The organism is Pseudonocardia sp. Ae150A_Ps1 (assembly GCF_001932315.1).
Lineage (GTDB): Bacteria > Actinomycetota > Actinomycetes > Mycobacteriales > Pseudonocardiaceae > Pseudonocardia.
Map to the genome: position 1 here is coordinate 5,981,299 of NZ_MCIJ01000001.1, position 16,406 is coordinate 5,997,704.

Annotated in this window: 14 protein-coding genes and 2 pseudogenes; 9 read left to right on the plus strand and 7 right to left on the minus strand. The window is 74.2% G+C overall.

Translation table 11 applies throughout. The features are described 5' to 3' along the window. The first annotated feature begins 19 nt into the window (after nt 1-19). On the plus strand, nt 20-706 hold the full coding sequence (locus tag Ae150APs1_RS28205) for a Pr6Pr family membrane protein (protein WP_075301362.1): 687 nt from the start codon (nt 20-22) through the stop codon (nt 704-706). On the opposite strand, the gene Ae150APs1_RS28210 is transcribed toward Ae150APs1_RS28205, so the two are convergent. The 4 genes from Ae150APs1_RS28210 to Ae150APs1_RS28225 all read right to left on the minus strand — a co-directional run bounded on the left by Ae150APs1_RS28210 (nt 663) and on the right by Ae150APs1_RS28225 (nt 5,303). Further along, nucleotides 663-2,219: a precorrin-2 C(20)-methyltransferase gene (locus Ae150APs1_RS28210; RefSeq protein ID WP_075301364.1), complete on the minus strand. Its 1,557-nt coding sequence runs from the start codon at nt 2,217-2,219 to the stop codon at nt 663-665. The two genes, Ae150APs1_RS28205 and Ae150APs1_RS28210, sit on opposite strands and share 44 nt — an antisense overlap. Beyond that, complete coding sequence (locus tag Ae150APs1_RS28215) at nt 2,216-2,854, minus strand: precorrin-8X methylmutase (protein ID WP_075302733.1); 639 nt, start codon at nt 2,852-2,854, stop codon at nt 2,216-2,218. Before Ae150APs1_RS28215 ends, Ae150APs1_RS28210 begins: the two co-directional genes overlap by 4 nt. Beyond that, complete coding sequence (locus tag Ae150APs1_RS28220; protein ID WP_083680562.1) at nt 2,851-4,191, minus strand: hypothetical protein; 1,341 nt, start codon at nt 4,189-4,191, stop codon at nt 2,851-2,853. The genes Ae150APs1_RS28215 and Ae150APs1_RS28220 overlap by 4 nt, the downstream gene beginning before the upstream one ends. A gap of 92 nt (nt 4,192-4,283) precedes the next feature. After that, nucleotides 4,284-5,303 (minus strand): NlpC/P60 family protein, encoded by a 1,020-nt coding sequence (locus tag Ae150APs1_RS28225; RefSeq protein WP_083680500.1) that lies wholly within the window; start codon nt 5,301-5,303, stop codon nt 4,284-4,286. 232 nt (nt 5,304-5,535) lie between these two features. On the opposite strand from Ae150APs1_RS28225, the gene hisD (Ae150APs1_RS28230) reads away from it, so the two are divergent. The 5 genes and pseudogenes from hisD (Ae150APs1_RS28230) to Ae150APs1_RS28255 all read left to right on the plus strand — a co-directional run bounded on the left by hisD (Ae150APs1_RS28230) (nt 5,536) and on the right by Ae150APs1_RS28255 (nt 10,725). Continuing rightward, the gene (gene hisD / locus Ae150APs1_RS28230; RefSeq protein ID WP_075301368.1) at nt 5,536-6,855 is read left to right on the plus strand and encodes a histidinol dehydrogenase; all 1,320 of its coding nucleotides are present in this window, start codon (nt 5,536-5,538) and stop codon (nt 6,853-6,855) included. Between the two features lie 42 nt (nt 6,856-6,897). Next, entirely contained in the window at nt 6,898-8,214 is a 1,317-nt protein-coding gene (locus Ae150APs1_RS28235; RefSeq protein ID WP_170918149.1) for an extracellular solute-binding protein, read from the plus strand. 52 nt (nt 8,215-8,266) lie between these two features. Next, a complete protein-coding gene (locus Ae150APs1_RS28240) occupies nt 8,267-9,133 on the plus strand; it encodes a sugar ABC transporter permease (protein ID WP_075301372.1) in 867 nt (288 codons plus the stop codon). Nucleotides 9,134-9,487: 354 nt separating this feature from the next. Beyond that, nucleotides 9,488-10,018 (plus strand): annotated as a pseudogene (locus tag Ae150APs1_RS28250) (carbohydrate ABC transporter permease); the annotation flags it as partial. 26 nt (nt 10,019-10,044) lie between these two features. Further along, nucleotides 10,045-10,725, plus strand: coding sequence for an alpha/beta fold hydrolase (locus Ae150APs1_RS28255; protein WP_010236300.1), 681 nt, complete (start codon nt 10,045-10,047; stop codon nt 10,723-10,725). A 553-nt stretch (nt 10,726-11,278) separates the two neighbouring features. On the opposite strand, the gene Ae150APs1_RS28260 is transcribed toward Ae150APs1_RS28255, so the two are convergent. The 3 genes from Ae150APs1_RS28260 to hisD (Ae150APs1_RS28270) are packed head-to-tail and all read right to left on the minus strand — an operon-like array spanning nt 11,279 to nt 14,204. Beyond that, nucleotides 11,279-12,118, minus strand: coding sequence for an aldolase/citrate lyase family protein (locus Ae150APs1_RS28260; RefSeq protein ID WP_075301378.1), 840 nt, complete (start codon nt 12,116-12,118; stop codon nt 11,279-11,281). Further along, nucleotides 12,115-12,876, minus strand: a complete 762-nt coding sequence (locus tag Ae150APs1_RS28265) for an SDR family oxidoreductase (protein WP_075301380.1) — start codon at nt 12,874-12,876, stop codon at nt 12,115-12,117. The genes Ae150APs1_RS28260 and Ae150APs1_RS28265 overlap by 4 nt, the downstream gene beginning before the upstream one ends. After that, entirely contained in the window at nt 12,873-14,204 is a 1,332-nt protein-coding gene (gene hisD, locus Ae150APs1_RS28270; RefSeq protein ID WP_075301382.1) for a histidinol dehydrogenase, read from the minus strand. Before hisD (Ae150APs1_RS28270) ends, Ae150APs1_RS28265 begins: the two co-directional genes overlap by 4 nt. A gap of 123 nt (nt 14,205-14,327) precedes the next feature. On the opposite strand from hisD (Ae150APs1_RS28270), the gene Ae150APs1_RS28275 reads away from it, so the two are divergent. The 3 genes and pseudogenes from Ae150APs1_RS28275 to Ae150APs1_RS34055 form a co-directional block, all read left to right on the plus strand. Further along, nucleotides 14,328-15,323: a LacI family DNA-binding transcriptional regulator gene (locus Ae150APs1_RS28275; protein WP_075301384.1), complete on the plus strand. Its 996-nt coding sequence runs from the start codon at nt 14,328-14,330 to the stop codon at nt 15,321-15,323. Between the two features lie 83 nt (nt 15,324-15,406). After that, nucleotides 15,407-15,994: a hypothetical protein gene (locus Ae150APs1_RS34050; protein ID WP_249266504.1), complete on the plus strand. Its 588-nt coding sequence runs from the start codon at nt 15,407-15,409 to the stop codon at nt 15,992-15,994. A 12-nt stretch (nt 15,995-16,006) separates the two neighbouring features. Continuing rightward, nucleotides 16,007-16,402 (plus strand): annotated as a pseudogene (locus Ae150APs1_RS34055) (ester cyclase); the annotation flags it as partial. Nucleotides 16,403-16,406: the final 4 nt, after the last annotated feature.

The window sequence follows — 16,406 nt, forward strand, 5'->3', positions numbered from 1 at the left end:
GACGTTAGCGTCACCGGGCGTGAGTACGCCCCGCGACGCCGTCGCCCGGACCTGGTACTTCGTCCTCGCCGTCCTGGTCGCGATCGCCCTGGTCACGCAGATCGTCCTGATCGTCCAGGGCGGACCCGACGTGAACACCGGGGAGGCGGGCCCGCTCGCCCCGGTGGGCACCCGGCTGGTGCGGCTGTTCAGCTTCTTCACGATCCAGTCGAACCTCCTCGTGCTGGCACTGGCGGTCGGACTCGCGCTCGACCCGGCCCGCGACGGCCGCGGCTTCCGGGTACTGCAGCTCGACGCGCTCCTCGGGATCACGGTGACCGGGGTGGTCTTCGCCGCGCTGCTCTCCTCGGTCGTCACCGTCACCGGGGTCGCCTGGGCGGTGGACCTCGTGTTCCACCGGATCGCGCCGGTCGCGGTGCTGGCGGGCTGGCTGGTGTTCGGCCCGCGCCCGCGGATCGACGGCCGCACCGTGGCCTGGGCCTGTGTGTGGCCGGTCGCGTGGCTGGTCTACACCTTCGTCCGCGGCGCGCTCGTCGACTGGTACCCGTACCCGTTCCTGGACCTGCGGGTGATCGACGCCGGCACCGCCGCGACGACCGTCGGGGGCGTGGTCGCCGGGGCGGTGCTGCTGGCACTGCTGCTGTGGTGGGCCGACCGGCGGCTCAGCCGGTCGTCGTCCCACCCGGTCCGTAGTGACGTGGGGTGAAGACGACCGGTTCGCCGCCCCGCTCGACGACCCGGGTCGTCGACGACCCGACGACGACGAGCGTCCGCATGTCGACCAGCTCGGGGTCCAGCTCGCCCAGTGTGGTGACGACGATCCGCTCGCCCGCGCCGCCGACGTCGCGGCCCAGCACGACCGGGGTGCCGGGGGAGCGGTGCTCCAGCAGCACGTCCCGGGCCGCCCCGACCTGCCACGGGCGGGCCTTCGAGCGCGGGTTGTAGATCGCGATCGCGAGGTCGGCCGCGGCGGCCGCCCGGAGCCGGTCGGCGACGACGTCCCACGGCTTGAGCCGGTCCGACAGCGAGATCATCGCGTGGTCGTGGCCGAGCGGCGCGCCGACGGCCGCCGACACCGCCTGCGCGGCGGACAGCCCGGGCAGCACCCGGACCGGGACGTCGGCGTACTTCTCCTGGGCGGCGACCTCCAGCACGGCGGTGGCCATCGCGAAGATCCCCGGGTCACCCGCGGAGACGACGGCGACCCGCCGCCCGGACGCGGCCAGGTCCAGCGCGTGCGCGGCCCGGTCGGCCTCGACCCGGTTGTCGGACGCGTGCCGGGTCTGCCGCGGGTTCGACGGGACCCGGTCCAGGTAGGGCCCGTACCCGACGAGATCGTCGGCCCCGGCCAGCGCGGCGGCGACCTGCGGGGTCAGCCAGTCCCGCCCGGCCGGCCCGGTCCCGACGACGACGACCTCGCCCGGCCCGAGCCCGGCGGCCGCGGCCGTGCCCGCGACCGGTTCCGGCCCGCCCGGCACCGAGGCCGCGACCTCACCCGGCACCAGCGCGATCGCGAAGTACGGCACGTCACCGGGGTCCACGTCGGACAGAGCGCCGGTGCGCTGGCCGTCCATCGTGGCCCGCTCGACGTAGCGGGCACGGTCGAGCTTCCCGGCGTCGGCGAGCGCGTCGCGGACGGTGCCGAAGGTCCGCCCCAGCTTCATGACGGCGGCCGAGTCGGTGTCGGCGAGCCGGCGCGCCAGCTCCTCGCGGGGCAGCGTGCCGGGCAGCACGGTGAGCACCTCGTCGCGCTCGACGAGCGGCTGCCCGAGCGCGGCCGAGGCGCCGCCGATCGAGGTGACGCCCGGGACGACCTCGGCGCGGAAGCGGCCGGCGAGCCGCTTGTGCATGTGCATGTAGGAGCCGTAGAAGAGCGGGTCGCCCTCGGCGAGCAGGACGACGTCGCGGCCGGCCTCCAGGTGGGCGGCCAGCCGGGCCGCGGCCTCCGTGTAGAACTCGTCGATCGCGCCCTGGTAGCCGCCGGGGTGGTCGGTGGTCTCGGTCGTGACCGGGTAGACCAGCGCCTCCTCGACGGCGGTGCCCGACAGGTGCGGCTCGGCGATCCGCCGCGCGATCGAGCGGCCGTGCCGGGCCGAGTGGTAGGCGACGACGTCGGCCTCCCGGATCAGCCGGGCCGCCTTGATGGTCGTCAGCTCGGGGTCGCCGGGACCGAGGCCGACGCCGTAGAGGGTGCCGGAGCCGGGGCGCACGTCGCTCACGGGATGATCTCCTGCTCGTGGGCCAGCGCGTTGAGCGCGGCCGCGGTGATCGCCGAGCCGCCGCGGCGGCCGTGCACGACGAGGTGCTCCAGGTCGGTGCGCTCGGCGAGGGCCTGCTTGGACTCGGCCGCGCCGATGAACCCGACCGGGATGCCGACCACGGCGGCCGGTCGCGGCGCGCCCCGGTCGATGAGGTCGAGGAGGTGGAACAGGGCCGTCGGGGCGTTCCCGACGGCGACGACGGCGCCGTCGAACCGGTCCGCCAGGAGCTCCAGCGCGGCGGCCGACCGCGTGTTGCCGATCTCGGCCGCGAGGCCGAGCACGCGCTCGTCGCGCAGCAGGCAGAGCACCTCGTTGCCGGCCGGGAGCCGGGCCGCTGTGACGCCCGAGGCGACCATCATCGCGTCGCAGATGATCGGGCCGCCTGCCTTCAGCGCGCTCCGGGCGGCGTCGACGACGCCCGCCGACGCGGCGATGTCCGCCGCGAGATCGACCTGCCCGCAGGCGTGGATCATCCGGACGGCGACGTCCTCCGTCCCGGGCGGCAGCCCGGACAGGTCCGCCTCGGCGCGGATCGTCGCGAACGAGCGCCGGTAGATCTCGGCGCCGTCGGTGATGTAGTCGTAGCCGCTCAGTGGTGGCTCCTCGGTCGGTCGTGCGGGGTCGGGGGTGCGGGATCCGCGGGCGGGCAGCCGCACGGTGGGGTGGCTGCGCGGGGCAGCGGGGGTGGCGTGGGCCCGTCCGGCCCGTCGTCGTCGCGGGTGATCAGCGGGAGCGGGTGTGCGGGGCCCGTGCCGTCGCGCAGGTAGGCCCCTGGCTCGGTGGCGACGGCGTCGGTGTGCGGGGTGTGCGGGGCGCCGCAGCGGCGGGCACAGCCGGAGACGTGCACGGTGGCCGTGTCCCCGGTCCGGAGCAGGGCGCGGGCGTCGCCGCGGACGTCGGCCAGCGACTTCGCGCACCCGGGGGTGCCGGCGCAGGCGCTGACCCGCAGGGCCGGGTGCCCGGGATCGACGACGAGCCCCGTGTCCCGCAGTGCCGTCCGTGCCGTCCGTGCGTCCGGGTGCGGGCCGGGGAGGACGAGGGTCCGCCACGGCGTCACGAGCAGCTCCGGGGCGTGCCCGGCGAGCACCTCCAGCTGGGCCACCGACAGTTCACCGAGCACCGGCGCCACCCCCAGCGCACCACCACCGAGCTCCCCGACCCGGCCGTGCCCACCCTGCTCGCCCGCCCCGGTGCCGTCGAGCGTGGCGTCCGGGCGCCGCGCACCGCCCGGACGCGACGCCCGGTGGGGCCCGGACAGGGTGTCCGCGAGACGGCGGGCGGCGTCGGGGAGCTCGGCGGCGCGCCAGGCGCGGGCGGCGGGATCGGCGGTGTGGGTGTCGCGCAGCTCCAGGAACGCGGCCGCGGCGTCCAGCAGCAGGTCCGGGGCGTCGCCGAGGGCGCAGTGCAGGCCGGTGCCGGTCCCCGCGACGACGAGCTCGCCCGCCGTGACCGAGACGGCGACCCAGCACAGGTCGGGGCGTTCCCCGGCGACGTCGCCGCGGCCGTCGTCGAACGCGATCAGGAACCGCCCGGGCAGCGCGGCGAGCTCCGGCCGGGCGCACAGGCCGCGGTCGAGGGCGGCGGCCAGCCCGCGGACGTCGGCGAGCCCGCCGGTGATCCCCGACAGCGGCGAGGCGAGGACGTTCCGGACGCGTTCGTGGGTGACCGACGGCAGCAGTCCGGCCGCGGCGAGCTCCCGCACCGGGCGCGGGTCACCGGGGTCGAGGCCGCGCAGCTGCAGGTTCCCGCGGGAGGTCAGGTGCACCGCACCGTCGCCCGCGGCACCGGCCAGCGCGGCGACGGCCCGCAGGGCCGCGGCCGTGATCCGCCCGCCGGGCAGCCGGACGCGGGCCAGCGCGCCGTCCGCCGCGAGGTGCGGCGACACGACGCCCGGACAGGCGTCGGCGCGGGTGCGGGCGGTCGTCGGCACGCCGGTCACTGTAGGCACACCGGGCGGTCGCGGGCGCCCGCGCGCGGCGGCGGGATGGGTCACATGCCGCGCGGACGGCGGAGCCGACCCGCTCAGCGACCGTCGGGCAGGTAGCGGCGGGCGCCGGAGTACGCGTCGTCGAACCGGACCGGGGTGACCCGCACCGGCGTCGCGGCGTCGAAGGCCTCGATCATCCGGCCGTCACCCGCGTAGATCGCCACGTGTGTCGCGGGGGAGCCCCAGAACAGCAGGTCACCGGGCTGCAGGTCGTCCTTTGCGACGGCGCGGCCGCCGCGCTGCTGGTCGGAGGCGTCCCGACCGATCGTGACGCCGTGCAGGGCGTGCACCAGCCCGGTCAGGCCCGAGCAGTCCGGGGCGAATCCGGAGCGCCCGCCCCACAGGTAGGGGCGGTCGAGGAACAGGCGTGCGGTCCGCACCAGGTCCTCACCGGTCGGCGGGGCGGGGTCGCCGATCCGGACGTGCCGGGCGTCGGCCCACGCGGTACCCCCGTCGGGCAGCGCGAGTTGCACGCTCCCGGCCCTGCCCGCCAGGACGGGGAGCCGGGTCCCGGCGCTGATCTCGAGCTGCCGGCCGGCGCGGGCCACGTCGTCGTACAGCCAGGTCGTGGCGACGCCGTCGACGGTCCCGGCCGGCATCGCCGACGCGAGCCCGGCGAACGCCGCCCCGCCGGTCAGCTGCGCCGCGGGGATCCAGCCGGGGTAGCCGCGGCCGTCCTTGGCGCCGGGCTGGTCAGGCACCACGACCCGCGCCCACCTGGTCCGCCGCTCCAGCACCCGGACCGGGGTGCCGTAGAGGACCTGGGTCTGGGTGCGCGACGCGGTGGTGAGCTCGCGGCGGTCCTCGACGGTCATCGACGCCAGCCAGCCCGCCGGGTCGGCCGGCGCGGACACCGCGGCCCGGTCCCGTGTGCGGGGGCTGGTGGGGGAGGTCCACACCGTCGCCACCGAGACGCCGACGACGGCGCGGTCGCCGGTGACGGGAGCGGTGGGCCCGGCGACCGCCGCGGGGGCGGTGACCGTCGTGACGACGGCCGCGGCGAGCACGGCCAGCGCCGTGCCGAGGACACGGGACGGCGACGGGTGCACGGACACGGGGCCTCCTCCGCTGGACCTGGCACGCCGGGGCCACGGGGATCGCGGCCGGACCGGTCCGGCGTCCGCGACGTGTCCCGGACGCTGTGGGCCAGGGTCCGGCGGCGGGCACGCCGCGACGGGGAGGCGCTCCGGTGGCTCACCCGGTCGGTCCCTCCGATTCGCCCGGGGTGGTGACGGCGGGCACGATCCGCTCTTGTCAATCCCGGCCCGTGCCACCTAGTGTATGCGTATGCACTTGAGCGAATCGGACTTCCGGCGTATCGGTTCCCCGGTCCGGGTGGTCAAGGCGCCGGGTACGGTGGAGACCGCCGACCGTCGCGACCCGGCCGTGGTCGCGACCGTCTCGGAGATGCTGAGCGCCATCGAGTCGGGCGGGATGGACGCCGTGCTGCGGTACGCCCGCGACCTGGACGGGTTCACCGGTGACGACCTCCTGGTCGGCCCCGCCGAGCTCGCCCGGTCCGGTGACGAGCTCCCGGCCGACCTGCGCGAGGCGCTCGACGCCGGTTCCGAGCGGACCCGCCGGTTCGCCTCGATGCAGCGCGCGCACCTGCAGGACTTCGAGTCCGAGGTGCTGCCCGGTGTCGTCTGCGGCCAGCGCTTCGTCCCGGTCGAGAACGTCGGCGCGTACCTGCCCGCCGGTCGCTTCCCGCTGCTGGCCAGCGCGTTCATGACCGTCGGGGTGGCCGGCGTCGCGGGTGTGCCGAACGTCGTCGCCGCCACCCCGCCGTCGCGGAACGGCCGCCCGCACCCGGCCGTGCTCTACGCGGCGCGGATCAGCGGCGCCGAGTCGGTGTACGCGGTCGGCGGTGTCCAGGCGCTCGCCGCGATGGCGTTCGGCCTGCTCGACGGGACGCCGTCGGACATGATCGTCGGCGCCGGCAACGCCTATGTCGCCGAGGCGAAGCGCCAGCTCTACGGGCGGGTCGGCATCGACGTGCTGGCCGGCCCGTCGGAGGTCGCGGTGATCGCCGACGACACCGCCGACGCCGCCACCGTCGCCTCGGACCTGCTCGCCCAGGCCGAGCACGGGCCGACGTCGCCCGCGTCGCTGGCCACCACGTCCGAGCGGCTCGCCGAGGAGGTGCCGCGGGAGATCGAGAAGCAGCTCGCGGGGCTGGCCACCGCCGAGATCGCCGGGGCGGCCTGGCGCGACCACGGCACCGTCTACCTCGCCGAGGGCCGCGAGACGGTCGCCGCGATCATGGACACGCTGGCCCCCGAGCACCTCGAGGTGATCGCCGACGACCTCGACTGGTGGCTGGAGCGGCTGCGCAACTACGGCTCGCTGTTCCTCGGCCCCTGGTCGACCGTGGTCTACGCGGACAAGGGGATGTCCGGGACGAACCACGTCCTGCCCACCACCCGGGGCGCCCGGTACGCCGGCGGACTGTCGGTGGCAGGCTTCCTCAAGCAGTTGACCTACCAGCGCGCGACGCGGGACGCGACGCGCACCCAGGCGGAGCCGACGGTGACCGTGTCCGACTTCGAGCAGCTGGTCGGCCACCGGGACAGCGCCCGGATCCGGCTGGACGCATTGCGTGACTGAGGTCGGCGCATGCGTATGTACCTCAACGGAGAGGAAGGCGTGATGCGTGCACGACGCCCGGTCGTGGCCGTCGTCGCGGTGGTGACGGCCCTGCTCCTGGCCGGCTGCGGCGCCGGATCGCGGACCCCGGCGGCCACGGCGACGGTGGTGCCCTGTGACTTCCCGCCGCCGCCGTCGAGCGTCGACGTGAACGTCCTGGCCTACAACTCGTCGGCCATCGACCCGTTCACCAACTCGATGGTGCGCAGCTGCTCGAAGGACGGTGTCGAGCTGCACCACGAGCCCATCGACTACGCGGGCCAGTCGCAGAAGACGATCGCGACGCTCGCCGGTCGGTACGGCACGTACGACATCCTGGAGACCTACGGCCAGGTCGTCCCGCAGCACGCGGCGAGCGGCAAGATCCACCCGCTGGACGGGCTCGCCGAGAAGTACGGCGAGCAGTACGACCTGGACCGGCTGAACCCCGCGATGCGCGAGGCCATGTCCTACGAGGGGAAGCTCTACGCGGTCCCGATGCAGGCCCAGGTGTACGTCACGGCCTACCGCAAGGACGTGTTCGACCGGCTCGGCCTGCAGCCGCCGCGGACCTTCGCCGAGCTGCGCGACGTCGCCGCGACGATCCAGCGCGAGGGCGGGATCCGCTACCCGCTGGCGCTGCCGCTGCTGGCCAGCTCGGACATCGCGACCGCCTACGACTCGGCGCTCGGCTCGCTGGGCATGGACTACGTGGACCGGCGGACCGGTCGGCCCAACTTCGACACACCGCAGGCGGCGGAGGCGTTCGAGCAGCTGCGCTCGCTGATGCCCTACATGGATCCGCAGGTGACGACGTTCGCGCAGCCGGCCGTCCAGCAGCAGATGTACAACGGCTCCGCCGCCATGGCGATCATGTTCAGCGGCCGCATGAAGGACCTCACCGAGCTGGAGAACAGCCGGTTCGCCGGTGACTTCGCGTTCGCACCGCCGCCGTCCGTGGCGGGCGGGCCCGTCCTCTACAACACGCTGTCGGTCGACGGGTGGGCGATCCCGGAGAACACCGACGTCGACAAGGACCTGCTGTTCCACATGGTCGCGGCCGCGGTCGGGCCGGAGTCGTCGAAGGCTGCGGTGCCGGGGGCGTTCCCGGCGCGCGAGGGCATGGTCACCCCGGACAGCAGCCCGTTCGCGGAGGCCCAGCTGGACGCGATCGACCGCGCCCCGCCGCCGGAACCGTTCCCGTGGACGCCGCGGATCGCCACCGCCATCCCCTCGATCGTGGCCGACGTGGTGTCCGGCCGGACGTCGATCCCGGACGGCCAGGCGCAGATGCAGGACGTCGCCACGAAGATCGTCGCCGAGTACCGCCCCATCGGCTGAGCAGTCCCGTTCCCGAACCGATCCCACCCCACGAGAGCGAGGTGAGGCGATCATGCGGAGGCGCGAGTTCCTCGGTCTGGTCTCCCCGAGCCTGCTGGTGATGCTCGGCCTGCTGCAGTTCCCGCTCTACAAGACCGTGGAGTGGAGCCTGCAGCGGGTGAACTACGGCGAGCCCGGCACGTTCCTCGGCCTGGACAACTACGCCCAGGCCCTGTCCGACCCCCGGCTCGGCCGGGCGGTGCTGTTCACCGTCGGCCTCACCGCGGCGGTGATCGCGGTGCTGCTCGTCGGCGGCTACCTGCTCGCCGTCCTGGTGAACGGGCTCGGCCGCTCGCGCCCGTGGGTGCTGGGCGTGCTGCTGGTGTCCTACGTGGTCCCGAACGTCGTCGGCGCCACGATGTTCTCCTGGCTGTTCGACTCCAACTTCGGTGGCGTCGTCAACTACCTGATCACCGAGCTCACCGGGCAGGAGATCCTCTGGTTCACCGATCCCTGGGCGAACCGGGTCATGGTCGGACTCAACACCGTCTGGTTCATGCTCCCGTTCGCGATGCTGGTGATCCTCGCCGGGCTCCAGGGGGTCCCGCCGGAGGTCGTCGAGGCCGCCCGGATCGACGGCGCCACCGGCTGGCGGGTGCACTGGCACGTCATCGTCCCGAGCATCCGGGGCGTGCTCACGTTCGTCTCGATCATCTCGATCATGGACGTGCTGCGGACGTTCGACCAGCTGATACCGCTCTCCCCGCAGGCACCGCAGATCGGCAACGAGTCGATCATGCTCTACATCTACAACATCGCGTTCCAGGACGGCGGCCAGCAGCTGGGGCTCGGGAGCGCGATCAACGTGCTGCTGATCCTCCTGATCGTGCTGCTGCTCTCGCCCTTCATCCGGGACATGGCCAAGGAAGCGCGCCAGTGAGCACCGTGCAGACCGCCCCGCCTGCGACACCCTCCGGGCCGATCGCCGACCCCGGTCCCGAACCCGTCCGGCGCCGCCCCCGCGGGCGCGCCGTCCTGGTCGGGGGCATGGTGCTCCTGATCTGCTGGGCGATGCTCAGCCCGGTGATCTGGACGGCGATGTCGGTCACCAAGCCGACCGACGTCGCGTTCCTGGATCCGCCGGTGTTCACCTGGGCGCCGACGTTCACCGCGTTCGTCGACCTGTGGCAGACCACCGAGTTCCACAAGTACCTGCTGAACACCGTGGTCGTCGCCGTGATCAGCACGGTGATCGCGCTGGTCATCGGCATCCCGGCGGCCTACGCACTTCCCCGGCTGGGTCTCGGTGGCGCTGCTGATCGCGGCCCTGATCTTCCGGGCGCTGCCGCGGTTCGCCGTGGTGCTCCCGATGTACGACCTCTCCCGGGCGCTCGGCATCTACGACACCACGTTCGCGGTCGCCGCGGCGCTGGTGGCGATCAACCAGCCGTTCTCGATCTGGTTGCTGCGCAACTTCTTCGCCGAGATCCCGAAGGAGCTCGACGAGGCGGCGATGCTGGACGGCTGCAGCCGCTTCCAGATCCTCTGGCGGGTGATGGTGCCGCTGATGGGGCCGGGGATCCTGACCGCGGGGATCTTCATGTTCCTGTTCGCTTTCCAGGAGTACCTGACGGCAAACGTGCTGACCGACGTCGCGGCCAGAACGGTGCCGGTCTTCATCGCCACCCAGCTCGGGCAGACGCTGCCGATGCTCCAGCAGGCCGGTGCCGCCGCGGTCCTGCTGACGCTCCCGGTGATCGGCTTCGCCTTCATCGCCCAGCGCTACCTCGTCGCCGGCCTCGGCGCCGGGTCGGTGAAGGGCTGAGCGTGCCGGGATCACCGTCGCCGGCCGTGCCGCTCGTCCTGCTGCCGGGCATGAACTGCTCGGCCGGGATGTGGGGCCCGGCCGGCGCCGGTGCCGTGCACGCGGAGCTCGACCGGACCGGCATCGACGCCCAGGTCGACGCGCTGCTCGACGTCCTCCCGGACCGGTTCGCCCTCGCCGGCCTGAGCCTCGGCGGGATCGTCGCGATGGCGCTGACCCGGCGGGCCCCGGAGCGGGTCGCCGGGCTCTGCCTGCTCGCGACGAACGCGGGCCCGCCGACCGACGGGCAGCGCGCCGCCTGGGCCGCCCAGCTCACGCGTCTCGACGACGGCGCCACCGCCCGGGAGCTCCAGCCGCTCGACCTCCTGCTGGCGGACCGCACCCTGGACGACCGTGCCCTGCAGATGGCCGACGAGGTCGGGGAGCGTGCGCTCGCCGCCCAGCTCCGGTTGCAGGGCACCCGGATCGACGAGCGCCCGGGGCTCCGGTCGGTGGCGGTCCCCACCCTGGTGCTGGCGGGGGAGCGGGACCGGCTCTGCCCGGTCGAGCGGCACACCGAGATCGCGTCGCTGGTCCCCGGGGCGGACCTGCACGTGGTGCCCGGCGCCGGGCATCTGCTGCCGATGGAGGAGCCGGACACCGTCGCGGGCCTGATGGGCGGGTGGCTGGACGAGGTGCGGGCGCAGGCCGGCGCCGGGGCACACTGAGCCCGCCGCGACCGCCCGGTGCTGTGGGCTCGCCCAGCGCAGCCGGCGCGGCGACTCGGGACGAAGCGGGACGTGTCAACGAGGCGCACGAGCGGGTCGTCGCCGCCCGGCGCAGGGCCATGGACGTGGCCACGAGTCGCACGGCCGCGGAACGGGCCACGAGTCGCACGGGCCGAGCCGTCGTCAGGTCCCTTTCGGGAGATCGCTGCCCAGGTAAGCGACTTTCCCGGATGCACCAGTCGGGAGCACCCGGTACGTGACGGGCGGTGACTGTCCCGACCGGCTCGTCGACGTGCCGGTCGTGGCGGTGCCGGATCGTGGAGGCGCCGATGCCCGTTCCCGTCGCGACGCCCGTGCATGAGGCGCGCCAGGCCCACACCCGTCCCCGGCGACCCGGCGACCCGGCGACCCGGCGCGTTCCGCGGAACGCGGCGCGAGCCGGACGTCGATGCGGCGACGCACCCCGTCACCGGGCCGCGCACCCCACGCGACGGGTGCGTCGACCCGGCACGGGGTGCGCCGGCCGGGCACGGGGTGCCGGGACGTGGGCTGGTCAGTCCTTTGCTGCGGCGAGTCCGCGGAACGACGCCATCATCACCGCGGTCAGGTTGTAGGCGACGAGCTGCGCCCCGTCGGCGAACGACTGCGCCGCCGCCTCCGCCGAGCCCGCCAGATCGGCGCGGACCGCACCGCGCCCGGAATCCCGGACCGTGCCTCGCTCCGAGCCCTGCCCCGAGCCTCGCTCCGAGTCCCCGGCCGCGCCACGCTCCGGTGCGGGGGCCCCGGCAGTGCCCGCGGAGCCGTGGACCGCTGGATCGCCGTTGACCGACGCGAGCAGCTCGGCGACCGTCGGATCCGCGTCGGTCCGGGATGCCCCCAGGTCGGCGACGCCGACCAGGTAACCGTCGATCCCGTCCACCCCGACGATCTCGCCGGCCCGGCTGATCGCGCCCGGTGACTCGAGCATCGCCAGGACCAGGACGTCGTCGGCGGACGCCCGGTGCTCGTCGGGGGTGACGCTGCCGAACCGGCCGGCCCGCGGGTACGTCGCGAAGCCACGCGTCCCGTGCGGCGGGTACCGCAGCGCGCCGGCGAGCGCGGTCGCCTGCGCGACGTCCTCGACGTGCGGTGCGACGATCCCCCGGGCGCCCTGGTCGAGGGCCCGCTGGGCGAGGTGGTGCTCGTCCTCCCCGGGCCGGACGAGCACGGGGAGATCGTGCGCGTCGGCGAAGGCGATGTGCGTGCGCAGCATCCCGACGTCGGCCGGGCCGTGCTCGCAGTCGATCAGCACGAAGTCCAGGCCGGCGACGGCGAGCATCTCGACGATCTCCTCGCACGGCATCCGGACCAGGGCGCCGGTGAGCCGTTCCCCGGCAGCGACCCGGGCCCTCACGCGATCATCCCTGCGGACAGGTCGACGTCGGCGCCGGACAGGCCCGGCATCCCGAGCATCGCGACGACCGACGCACCGACCTCGTCCTCGGTGATCATCCGGCCGAGCGCGGCGCGCCCGACGAACGCCTGCCGGGCCGTCTCGACGTCGGTCCCGGTCCGCTCCGCCTCGAGGGCGAAGTTGCGGTCCATCCGATCGCCCTCGACCGGCCCGGGGGACAGTGCGTTCACCCGGACCCCGGCCGGCCCGGCCTCGAAGGCGAGCGTCGAGGTCAGGCCGAGCACCGCGACCTTCGACGCGCAGTACGGCGTCCGCCGGGTCAGCGGCCGCTTGCCCGACACCGACGCCACGTTGATCACGTCGCCGTCGCCCCGGTCGAGCATCGCGGGCAGGAACGCGCGGCAGACGAGGTAGGTGCCGCGGACGTTGACCGCGAACACCTCGTCCCACTCCTCGGGCGTGACCTCGACCAGCGGCGCGACCGGCCCGGCGATCCCGGCGTTGTTCACGACGATCGAGATCTCCTCGCCGGCCAGCCGGGCGGCGAGGTCCTCGACCGACGCAGGGTCGGCGACGTCGCACACCTCCGCCCGCGCGGCGGGACCGATCCGGGCCGCGGTGGCGTCCAGGACGTCCGGGCGCCGCCCGGCCAGCACGACCCGGGCGCCGGCCCGGGCCAGGTGCGACGCGATCGCCGCACCCAGCCCGCTGCCGCCGCCGGTCACCAGCGCGGTGCGCCCCGTGACCGGCCCGCTCACGACCCGGCCACCGGGGACGGGGTGGCGGTGACCTCGTCGAGCCAGGCGAACCGGTCGCCGCCGTGACGCCAGGCGCGCAGGTCACCGGAGCGGGCGTGGCCCTCGAACAGCTCGACCCGCGACGCCCGCCCGCACACCCGGCCGAGGTCGGCGCTCGCCGCCGGGTCGCGCACCTCCTGGTAGGTGCAGGTCTTCAGGTACTTCCCGACCCAGAGACCGCCGGTGTAGCGGGCGGCGCCGAGGGTGGGCAGCACGTGGTTGGTGCCGATCACCTTGTCGCCGTAGGAGACGCAGGTGTTCTCGCCGAGGAACAGCGCCCCGTAGTTCCGCATCCGGTCCAGCGCCTCGCGCGGCTCGGCGGTGAACACCTGCACGTGCTCGGACGCCAGGTCGTCGGCGACCCGCCACATCTCGTCGGCGTCGTCGCAGACCACGATCCGGCCGTGGTCGCGCCAGGCGGGCCCGGCCATGTCGTTCGTGGGCATCCCCGGCAGGATCCTCCCGACGAGGTCGAGGACCTCGCGGCCGAGCCGCTCGGAGGTCGTGACCAGCACGGCGGGGGAGTCCGGGCCGTGCTCGGCCTGCGAGAGCAGGTCGACGGCGACGGTCAGCGGGTCCGCGGTGTCGTCGGCGATCACCAGGATCTCTGTCGGGCCGGCGAACAGGTCGATGCCGACCTCGCCGAAGAGCTGCCGCTTGGCCTCCGCGACGTAGGCGTTGCCCGGTCCGGCCAGCATGTCCACCCCGGACACGGACTTCGTGCCCAGCGCCATCGCGGCCACCGCCTGCACCCCGCCGAGGAGGTGGATCTCGTCGGCACCGGCGAGGTGCATCGCCGCGACCGTGGCCGCCGGGATCTCACCGCGGATCGGCGGGGTGGCGGCGACGACGTTCGGCACCCCGGCGGCCTTGGCGGTCACGATCGTCATGTGGGCCGACGCGGTCAGCGGGTACCGCCCGCCGGGCACGTAGGCGCCTGCCGAGGAGACCGGCACGTGCCGGTGCCCGAGGACGACGCCGGGCAGCGTCTCGACCTCGACGTCGTGCATCGAGTCCCGCTGGGCGCGGGCGAAGCCCCGCACCTGGTCCTGCACGAACCGGATGTCGTCGACGACCTGCCCCGGGAGCGAGGCGATCAGCTCGTCGACCCGCTCCGGCGAGAGCCGGAACGACTCGGGCTCCCAGCCGTCGAACCGGGCCGAGTACTCCCGCACGGCCTCGTCCCCGCGGTCCCGGACGTCGGCGATGATCGCCCGGACCCGCTCCGCGACACCGTCGTCGCTGCGCCTCGTGACCGATCCCGACGCGCTCTTGAGTTCCTGCGACATACCGCCCTCTCTTGGTGGCATACGTATGCGCTGTGATTCCGCAGTGAACGGTGGCGGCGCTCCGCTGTCAAGGGGGCGGGTCGCTGGGCACTAGGCTCGACGGCCGGCGCAGGAAGGGCGGAGATGGTCACCAGTCGCGACGTGGCGAGGCTCGCAGGGGTGTCGCAACCGACGGTGTCGCGGGCACTGACCGACCATCCGCGGGTCTCGGCGGCTACCAAGCGCAAGGTCCGCGAGGCGGCGCTCGCGCTCGGGTACTCGACGAACGCGATCGGCCGGGCACTGTCGGTGGGCCGGTCGAACCGGATCGGCCTGGTCGTGGCGGACCTGGACAACCAGTTCTGCGCCAACATGATCGGCCCGCTGCACGACGAACTGGAGCGGCTCGACCACGAGCTCGTGCTGATCACCGAGTCGGCGGGCAGTGCCCCGCTGGCGGAGCGGGTGTCGGCGCACGGGCTGGCCGGCGTCGTCCTGTCCACGACGACCGTCGACTCGATCCAGCCCGCCCGGCTGCGGGACCGCGAGGTGCCGTTCGTCTACCTCAACCGCACGGCGCCGAGCGTCCCGGCCGACGCCGTGACCGTCGACCCGGAGCCCGGGGTGCGCGCGGTCGTCGCCGAGGCCGTGCGGCTCGGGCACGCCCGGATCGGCGCGATCTTCGGTCCGCGCAACACCAGTACCGGTGAGCTGCGCGAACAGGTCGTCCGCACCGTTCTCGACGAGCACGGGCTGGCGCTGGCCCAGCGCGACGTCCTGCACGGCCCGTTCGACTTCGCCACCGGCCGGGAGGGCTTCCGCACGCTGCACGAGCGGGCGGGCGGGCCGACCCTCCTGCTGTGCGGCAACGACGTCGTCGCGCACGGCGTGCTCGACGCGGCCGCCGGGGCCGGCGTCCCGGTGCCCGGGCACGTCTCGGTCGTCGGGTTCGACGACCTGCCCGTCTCCGGCTGGGCGATGGTCCGGCTGAGCACCATCGCCTACGACATGGACGAGGTCGCCCGCGAGTCGGCGCGGCTGCTGGTGTCCCGGCTGCGCGCCCCGGGTGCGGAGCCGGCGCACGTCGTCTACCCGACGCACTACGTCGCCCGCTCCACGGTGGCCGAGCCCCGGGCCTGAGCGATCCCCGCGGAGCCCTTGCCCGGCGTTTGTGCATACGCATACAGTCGATCGGGAACGGACTCCAGCGAGGAAGGACGACCATGGCGCTCGACCCGGTCGCGTACCAGCCCTACAACGACCCGGACGACTTCATCCGGGAGGTGACCGACCGGATCTGGGTCCAGCGCGACGTGTCCTACATCGTCGACAACTACGAGCCGGACTCGATCGTCCACGGCGGTCTCGGCACCGTCATCGGCCGCGACGGCGTCATCGACGGCAGCCTGATGCGGATCGCGGGCACCCCGCAGCACATCGGCGTCGCCGAGGACGTCGTGTGGGAGGCGCGCGGCGACGACGCGTTCCTCAGCTCCCACCTGATCTTCTCGGCCGACGAGATCCTCGTCGACGGCGTCGTGAAGCGGATCCGCAAGCGCAACATCGCCAACTGCCTCTACCGGCGCGGCCGGATGGTGGAGGAGTGGGTGGTGCGCGACGAGCTCGCGAACTGCCTGCAGATGGGGATCGACCCGGCCGAGGCGGCGCTCGCGCAGCGCTTCCGCGGATTCCAGGGCTCGATGACCGAGGAGCCCCCGAAGGACGTGCTCGCGGTCGGGGACAGCGGCCCGCGCCCGGACGACTTCCGGCCGGAGTGCGAGATGGTGCTGGAGTTCATCGACGAGGTCTGAAACTCCCGGCGCTACCAGAAGGTCGCCGACTACGCGCACCGCGACCTGTTCCTGCACACCGTCGGCGACCAGACCGTGCTGCGCCCGGACGGCTACCAGCGCGACCTGCTCTCCCTCGTCGCCCCGTTCCCGGACGCCCGGTTCGAGATCCGCGACGTGCAGACCAACCACACCGAGCGCTACGCCGGCCTGCGGGTCGCCGTGACCTGGGTGATGCGCGGGACCTACCGCGGCACCCCCGACTTCGGCCCGCTCACCGGCGAGGAGACCGAGCTGCTCGGCATCTCGCAGTTCCTGGTCCAGGACGGCCGGATCGTCAAGGAGTTCCGGGTCTACGACGAGATCGCGCTGCGCGCCCAGATCAACGCCGGCCGCACCGACGAGTTCACCGACACCAACATCTACTGACCAC

What these genes read in the sequence shown, in the direction of transcription:
- Ae150APs1_RS34050 (WP_249266504.1), top strand. Translation starts at nt 15,407, where the DNA reads ATGGCGCTCGACCCGGTCGCGTACCAGCCCTACAACGACCCGGACGAC.
- hisD (WP_075301368.1), top strand. Translation starts at nt 5,536, where the DNA reads ATGCACTTGAGCGAATCGGACTTCCGGCGTATCGGTTCCCCGGTCCGG.
- Ae150APs1_RS28275 (WP_075301384.1), top strand. Translation starts at nt 14,328, where the DNA reads ATGGTCACCAGTCGCGACGTGGCGAGGCTCGCAGGGGTGTCGCAACCG.
- hisD (WP_075301382.1), bottom strand. Translation starts at nt 14,204, where the DNA reads ATGTCGCAGGAACTCAAGAGCGCGTCGGGATCGGTCACGAGGCGCAGC.
- Ae150APs1_RS28240 (WP_075301372.1), top strand. Translation starts at nt 8,267, where the DNA reads ATGCGGAGGCGCGAGTTCCTCGGTCTGGTCTCCCCGAGCCTGCTGGTG.
- Ae150APs1_RS28235 (WP_170918149.1), top strand. Translation starts at nt 6,898, where the DNA reads ATGCGTGCACGACGCCCGGTCGTGGCCGTCGTCGCGGTGGTGACGGCC.